The sequence below is a fragment of the Bradyrhizobium sp. P5_C11_2 genome (assembly GCF_054049755.1).
This window is the reverse complement of record NZ_JBFULT010000488.1, coordinates 1-5781: the sequence shown is the minus strand read 5'-3', so window position 1 is coordinate 5781 and position 5781 is coordinate 1. Positions and strand designations below refer to the sequence as shown.

Annotated in this window: 4 protein-coding genes and 1 pseudogene; 1 reads left to right on the top strand and 4 read right to left on the bottom strand. The window is 64.3% G+C overall.

Annotated elements, in window-relative coordinates:
* Positions 1–1113 (top strand): annotated as a pseudogene (locus ACXJL8_RS31810) (carbohydrate ABC transporter substrate-binding protein); the annotation flags it as partial.
* A 312-nt stretch (positions 1114–1425) separates the two neighbouring features.
* On the opposite strand, the gene ACXJL8_RS31805 reads toward ACXJL8_RS31810, so the two are convergent.
* The 4 genes from ACXJL8_RS31805 to ACXJL8_RS31790 all read right to left on the bottom strand — a co-directional run.
* Complete coding sequence (locus ACXJL8_RS31805) at positions 1426–2529, bottom strand: alkene reductase (protein ID WP_456620415.1); 1104 nt, start codon at positions 2527–2529, stop codon at positions 1426–1428.
* Positions 2530–2698: 169 nt separating this feature from the next.
* Entirely contained in the window at positions 2699–3202 is a 504-nt protein-coding gene (locus ACXJL8_RS31800; protein ID WP_456620416.1) for a DUF1993 domain-containing protein, read from the bottom strand.
* Between the two features lie 235 nt (positions 3203–3437).
* On the bottom strand, positions 3438–4736 hold the full coding sequence (locus ACXJL8_RS31795; RefSeq protein ID WP_456620417.1) for a lytic murein transglycosylase: 1299 nt from the start codon (positions 4734–4736) through the stop codon (positions 3438–3440).
* Positions 4737–4853: 117 nt separating this feature from the next.
* Positions 4854–5781, bottom strand: a 928-nt coding sequence (locus tag ACXJL8_RS31790) for a PilZ domain-containing protein (RefSeq protein WP_456686211.1), incomplete at its 5' end; no start/stop codon positions are given.

The following is a 5781-nucleotide window of genomic DNA, read 5'->3' as shown; positions in this document are numbered from 1 at the left end:
CCCGTGAACTGGTCGGCCTATGAGGACATCGCCGAGTTCTTCACCAACGACRTCAAGGARATCAACGGCRYCAAGRTCTWCGGCCATATGGACTATGGCAAGAAGGACCCCTCGCTCGGMTGGCGYTTCACCGACGCCTGGCTSTCGATGGCCGGCAACGGTGACAAGGGCATTCCGAACGGTCTGCCGGTCGACGAATGGGGCATCCGCATGGAAGGCTGCCGCCCGGTCGGCTCCTCGGTCGAGCGTGGTGGCGACACCAACGGTCCGGCCGCGGTCTACTCGATCACCAAGTACCTCGAGTGGATGAAGAAGTATGCTCCGCCGCAGGCTCAGGGCATGACCTTCTCCGAGTCGGGTCCGGTGCCGGCGCAGGGCAACATCGCCCAGCAGATGTTCTGGTACACCGCCTTCACCGCCGACATGGTGAAGCCGGGTATCGCCGTGATGAACGCGGACGGTACGCCGAAATGGCGTATGGCTCCGTCGCCGCACGGTTCGTACTGGAAGGAAGGCATGAAGCTCGGCTACCAGGACGCCGGTTCGGCGACACTCCTGAAGTCGACCCCGGCTGACCGCCGCAAGGCGGCCTGGCTCTATCTCCAGTTCATCGTCTCCAAGACGGTGTCGCTGAAGAAGAGCCATGTCGGTCTCACCTTCATCCGTGAATCCGACATCTGGGACAAGTCGTTCACCGAGCGTGCGCCGAAGCTCGGCGGCCTGATCGAGTTCTACCGCTCGCCCGCGCGCGTGCAGTGGACCCCGACCGGCAACAACGTGCCCGACTATCCGAAGCTGGCGCAGCTGTGGTGGCAGAATATCGGCGATGCGTCGTCCGGTACGAAGACGCCGCAAGCCGCGATGGATTCGCTTGCCGCCGCGCAAGACTCCGTCATGGAGCGTCTGGAGAAGTCCGGTGTGCAAGGGGCCTGCGGCCCGAAGCTGCACAAGAAGGAAACGGCCGAGTACTGGTTCGCCAAGGCCCAGAAGGACGGCACCATCGCGCCGCAGCGCAAGCTCGCCAACGAGAAGCCGAAGGGCGAAACGGTCGACTACGACACGCTGATCAAGTCGTGGCCGGCCACCCCGCCCAAGCGCGCCTCGCTGCAGTAACGCACGCCGCATAACGACGAAAGGCCGGGAGCAATCCCGGCCTTTTTTCTTTTGGTGAGTCAGGTGCGTTGCCTCCACATCGTCATTGCGAGCGCAGCGAAGCAATCCAGACTGCTACCCGCGGAACGATTCTGGATTGCTTCGCTACGCTCGCAATGACGAGACTGTGGGACGGCCTTACCGCACTCACAACTGTCATCGCCCGCGAAGGCGGGCGATCCAGTACGCCGCGGGCTCTCGGATGAATCTCACTGCTGGTGGCATACTGGATGCCCCGCTTTCGCGGGGCATGACAGCGCGCTGGGGAAAAAACTACTCCGCTGCCTCAGCCGGCTCCAGCGCCGGGTAATCCGTGTACCCCTTCGCGCTGCCGCCATAGAACGTGTTCTTGTCCCAGTCGTTCAGCGCTGCGCCCTTCTTCAGGCGCTCGACGAGGTCGGGGTTCGAGATGAACGGCTTGCCGAAGGCGATGAGATCGGCCGCGTTCGCGTCCAGCACCTTGGTCGCGAGATCGAAGTCGTAGCCGTTGTTGGCGACATAGGCGCCGGCGAAGCGCTTGCGCAGGCTCGCATAGTCGAACGGCGCGATGTCGCGCGGGCCGCCGGTGGCGCCTTCGACGACATGGAGATAGACCAGCTTCAGCGCACTGAGGCCATCGACGATATGGTCGTACAGGGCCTGCGGGTTCGAATCCGAGATATCGTTGGCCGGCGTCACCGGCGAGATGCGGATGCCGGTGCGCTCAGCGCCGGCTTCGGAGACGACGGCCTTGGAGACCTCGAGCATCAGCCGGGCGCGGTTCTCAATCGAGCCGCCATAGGCATCCAGGCGCTTGTTGGTGCCATCCTTGGCGAATTGCTCGAGCAGGTAGCCGTTGGCGCCGTGGATCTCGACGCCGTCGAAGCCGGCCTCGAGCGCATAGCGCGTGGCGCGCTTGAAATCGTCGATAATGCCTGGAATTTCGGAAAGCTCGAGCGCGCGCGGCTCGGAGACGTCGGCGAAGGTGCCGTTGACGAAGGTCTTGCCCTTGGCGCGGATCGCGCTCGGCGCCACCGGGGCTGCGCCATTCGCCTGGAGCGCGGTGTGCGAGATGCGGCCGACATGCCAGAGCTGGATGAAGATCTTGCCGCCGCGCTCATGCACGCGGTCGGTGACCTTGCGCCAGCCGGCGGCCTGGTCCTTGGAGTAGATGCCGGGCGTATCCTGATAGCCCTGGCCCTGCTGCGAGACCTGGCTCGCTTCGGTGATCAGCAGGCCTGCGGAGGCGCGCTGGCCGTAATAGTCGGCGGCGAGGGGACCTGGCACGAAGCTGCCGGGCACGGCGCGGTTGCGCGTCAGGGGCGCCATCACGAAACGGTTCGCGAGCGTGATCGGGCCGAGCTTGTAGGGCTCAAACAATTTGGTCGGACGGCTCATGGGATTGCTTCCAGGCGGTGAGAGATCTGGAACACTTGTGCATCGCGGCAATCAGCGCAAGGGAGGAGCCATACGGAAAGTGCAGGCGAGCTACGCGGCAAGGCCCGCGTAGCATAATTCATGTGCAATTTGGGCCGCGGCAGCGGGTTTCCGCTGCCGGGCTCAGAAGTCAGTTGGTGCCGAGGAAGTCGCGCTTGCCGATCTCAACGCCATTGTGACGCAAAAGGCCGTGGGCGGTCGCGGCGTGGAAATAGAAGTTCGGCAGCGAGAACGCGCTGAGGAATTGCTGCCCCTTCATGGTGATGGATTTGTCGGGCCCGGCCGGGAAGGTGACGTCCCTGGTGTCGGCGCCCTCGAACTGTTCGGGCTTGAACGACTTCACATAGTCGATCGTCTTCGCGAGCCGCTGCTTCAATTCGACGAAGCTGGTCTCGGTGTCGGGATTGGAYGGCACTTCGCTATGCGTCAGCCGCGCGCAACCCTTGGTAGCGAAATCGCTGACGAGCTGGATCTGCTTCGACAGCGGCAGCATGTCCGGGAACAGGCGGGAGCCGAGCAGGACGCTCGGGTCGACCTTCTTGGCCGCGCAATGCGCCTCGGCTTTGGTGAGCAGGCCGATGAGGCTGTTCAGCATTTGCAGATATGCGGGGACGACGGCGTCGTGGAAGGACATGTAATGCTCGCTCGAATGAGGGGAAATCTCAGGAGAAAACCTGAGCCACTCACATGGGAGCCTCATGGAAAAATACAATCGCGCGAGCGGCTTGTGCGGTGCGAAAATTCTCCACGGCTGTCATCGCCCGCGAAGCGGGCGATCCAGTACGCCGCGGCCGGAATTGTGCGTACCAATTGTCGCCGCGGAGTACTGGATGCCCCGCTTTCGCGGGGCATGACGGAGAGTAGAGGCTTTACCGCACCGTCGCCTGGGGCTGCGCCTGCGCCGTGCCGCCGCGCATGCGGGCGAGCAGCTCGGCGGTCGGCCAGGAATCGGCGGGCAGGCCGTATTTGACCTGCATCGCCTTCACGGCGGCACGGCTCTGCTGGCCGAGCACGCCGTCGACCTTGCCGACATTGAAGCCGGCGCGGACCAGGAGCTGCTGCAATTCCTTCAGGTCGTTGAACGGCAGCTGCGCGACCGGCTGGGCCGGCTTGCGCATCGGCGCCGCGCCCGCGATGCGCGAGGCGAGGTAACCTGCGGTGGTCGAATAGATCAGCGAGTTATTCCACTCGGTGTAGGCCGCGAAATTCGGATAGGCCATGAAGGCCGGACCAAAGCGTCCCATCGGCAGCAGCACGGAGGCCGCGAGATTGTCGTTCGGCAGCGGCCGGCCGTCCGGATAGGTGACACCGAGCTGCGCCCATTTCGAGCGCGGCTCTCGCACCGAGAGATCGGTCTGGTCCCATGGCAGGTTCTGCGGCACCTTGATCTCTTCCAGCCATGGCTCGCCGCGCCGCCACTTCAAGCCGTTGGCGATGTAGTTCGCGGTCGAGCCGATCACGTCGGGCCCGCTGCGCAACAGATCGCGCCGCCCGTCGCCGTCATAGTCGACGGCGTAGTTGACGTAATGCACCGGCAGGAACTGGGTCTGCCCGAGCTCGCCGGCCCAGGAGCCGATCATCTCCTCGGGCGTGAGGTCGCCGCGGTCGATGACCTTCAGCGCAGCGATGGTCTCGTTCACGAACATCTCCGAGCGCCGGCAGTCATAGGCGAGCGACACCAGCGATTTCAGCGTCGGCAGATTGCCCATGTTGGCGCCGAAATCGCTTTCCAGGCCCCAGAACGCCGCGATCACCGCCGCCGGCACGCCGTATTCCTTCTCGGCCCGCGCGAACGCGGCCGCATAGGTCTTGATGTGCTGCTGGCCGTTTTGCATGCGATAGGGCGCGGCCATGCGGCCGGCGAATTCGGTGAAGAGCTGGCCGAACACGCGCTGGCCGCGGTCGCGGTTGACGATGCCCTGGTCGTAGACGAGGTAGGGCGAGGCTTCCGCGATCGTGTGCTGCGACACGCCGGCGGCAACGGCCTGCTGTTTAATGTCGGCCAGGAAGCGATCGAAGCTCGCCCCGTTATGGCACGACGCCGCGCGCGGCGAGGGAGCGGTGGCCTTCGGGACGGCGGGCTTTGTCGGAGGCGGCATGAGCTGAGCCGAGGCGCTCGAGCAGGCGAGGAGTGCGACGGCCGCGATCAGAAATCGGGTCTGGACCATGTGGGTTCCGGCAGGGGGAGGGCGAGGCGTGGATTCGCCCAAAGTTTAGGTGAAGTGATGGCCTCAAGCCAACCTTTCCATGACCCGCCGGCTGATGGAATAAGAGCGAGCGCTGATCTAGCCAAACAGCCTCATCAGAAGTGCTTTGCCGACCGGGAGGGCCCTGACGCCCTGATAGGCGCGGATATATTCGCCGGCATAGAACGCCCTGATCGCATGGACGCGTGCATCCATGCCTTCCTCAAACCGCACCGCGAATCCATCCACCGTCAGTCGCACCACGATCGCCGCGATCGAGCGGCCATAGATGCGGCAGTCGATCGTGCTGCCGGGTGCCGGCGGATCGGGATCGATCAGCCGGGCGCCGGTAATGGAGATGTCGGCGAGCCGCGCGAGATGCCACTTGCCGCCCTGACGCAACAGGATCGGCTCATTGCGATTGAAGCGCTCCGCCTTGCGCTTGCGCGGCTGCTCGATGCAGACGAAGCAGACCACGGTGAGGATGACCGCGTTGTAGAGGCTCCAGGCCAGGGCCAGTCCGCCATAGGCGATGTTCTCGCCGCGCAGATGCAGGATGAAAGCGTAGGCGATGGCCGCGAGCGTGATGATGAGGGCGCAGCCATAGATCCGCAGCAGCGGCCATTCGACGAATCTGCTGTCACGGTCGCCGCCCTTCGCCGTGACCTTGAATTTGTGTCCCTTCGGCTTCAACAGGCCGGTTGCCACCGCCTTGAGCACCGCGGGCGCGGCGATGAGTTGCGAGACGTCCGACATCATGGCGAGTGACCGGCCGTGCGACAGCCAGGCCATGCTGAGTGCGTGCCAGACGTAGAACGGCAGGAAGAAGCGCAATAGCTCAGTGAGGTCCGCCTGCACCGCCTTGATGCCGAACAGCAGGAACAGCCAGGGCACGATGAGTCCTGCGACCTTCGACGTGTAGACCGCCGCCCAGCTCATGAAGGCATCGACCAGCGAAAGCCGGTCAATGAAGGACAATTTTGAATCCCGCGAGAGCGGCCCGCTGCGGCCGCGGACGATTTGCATC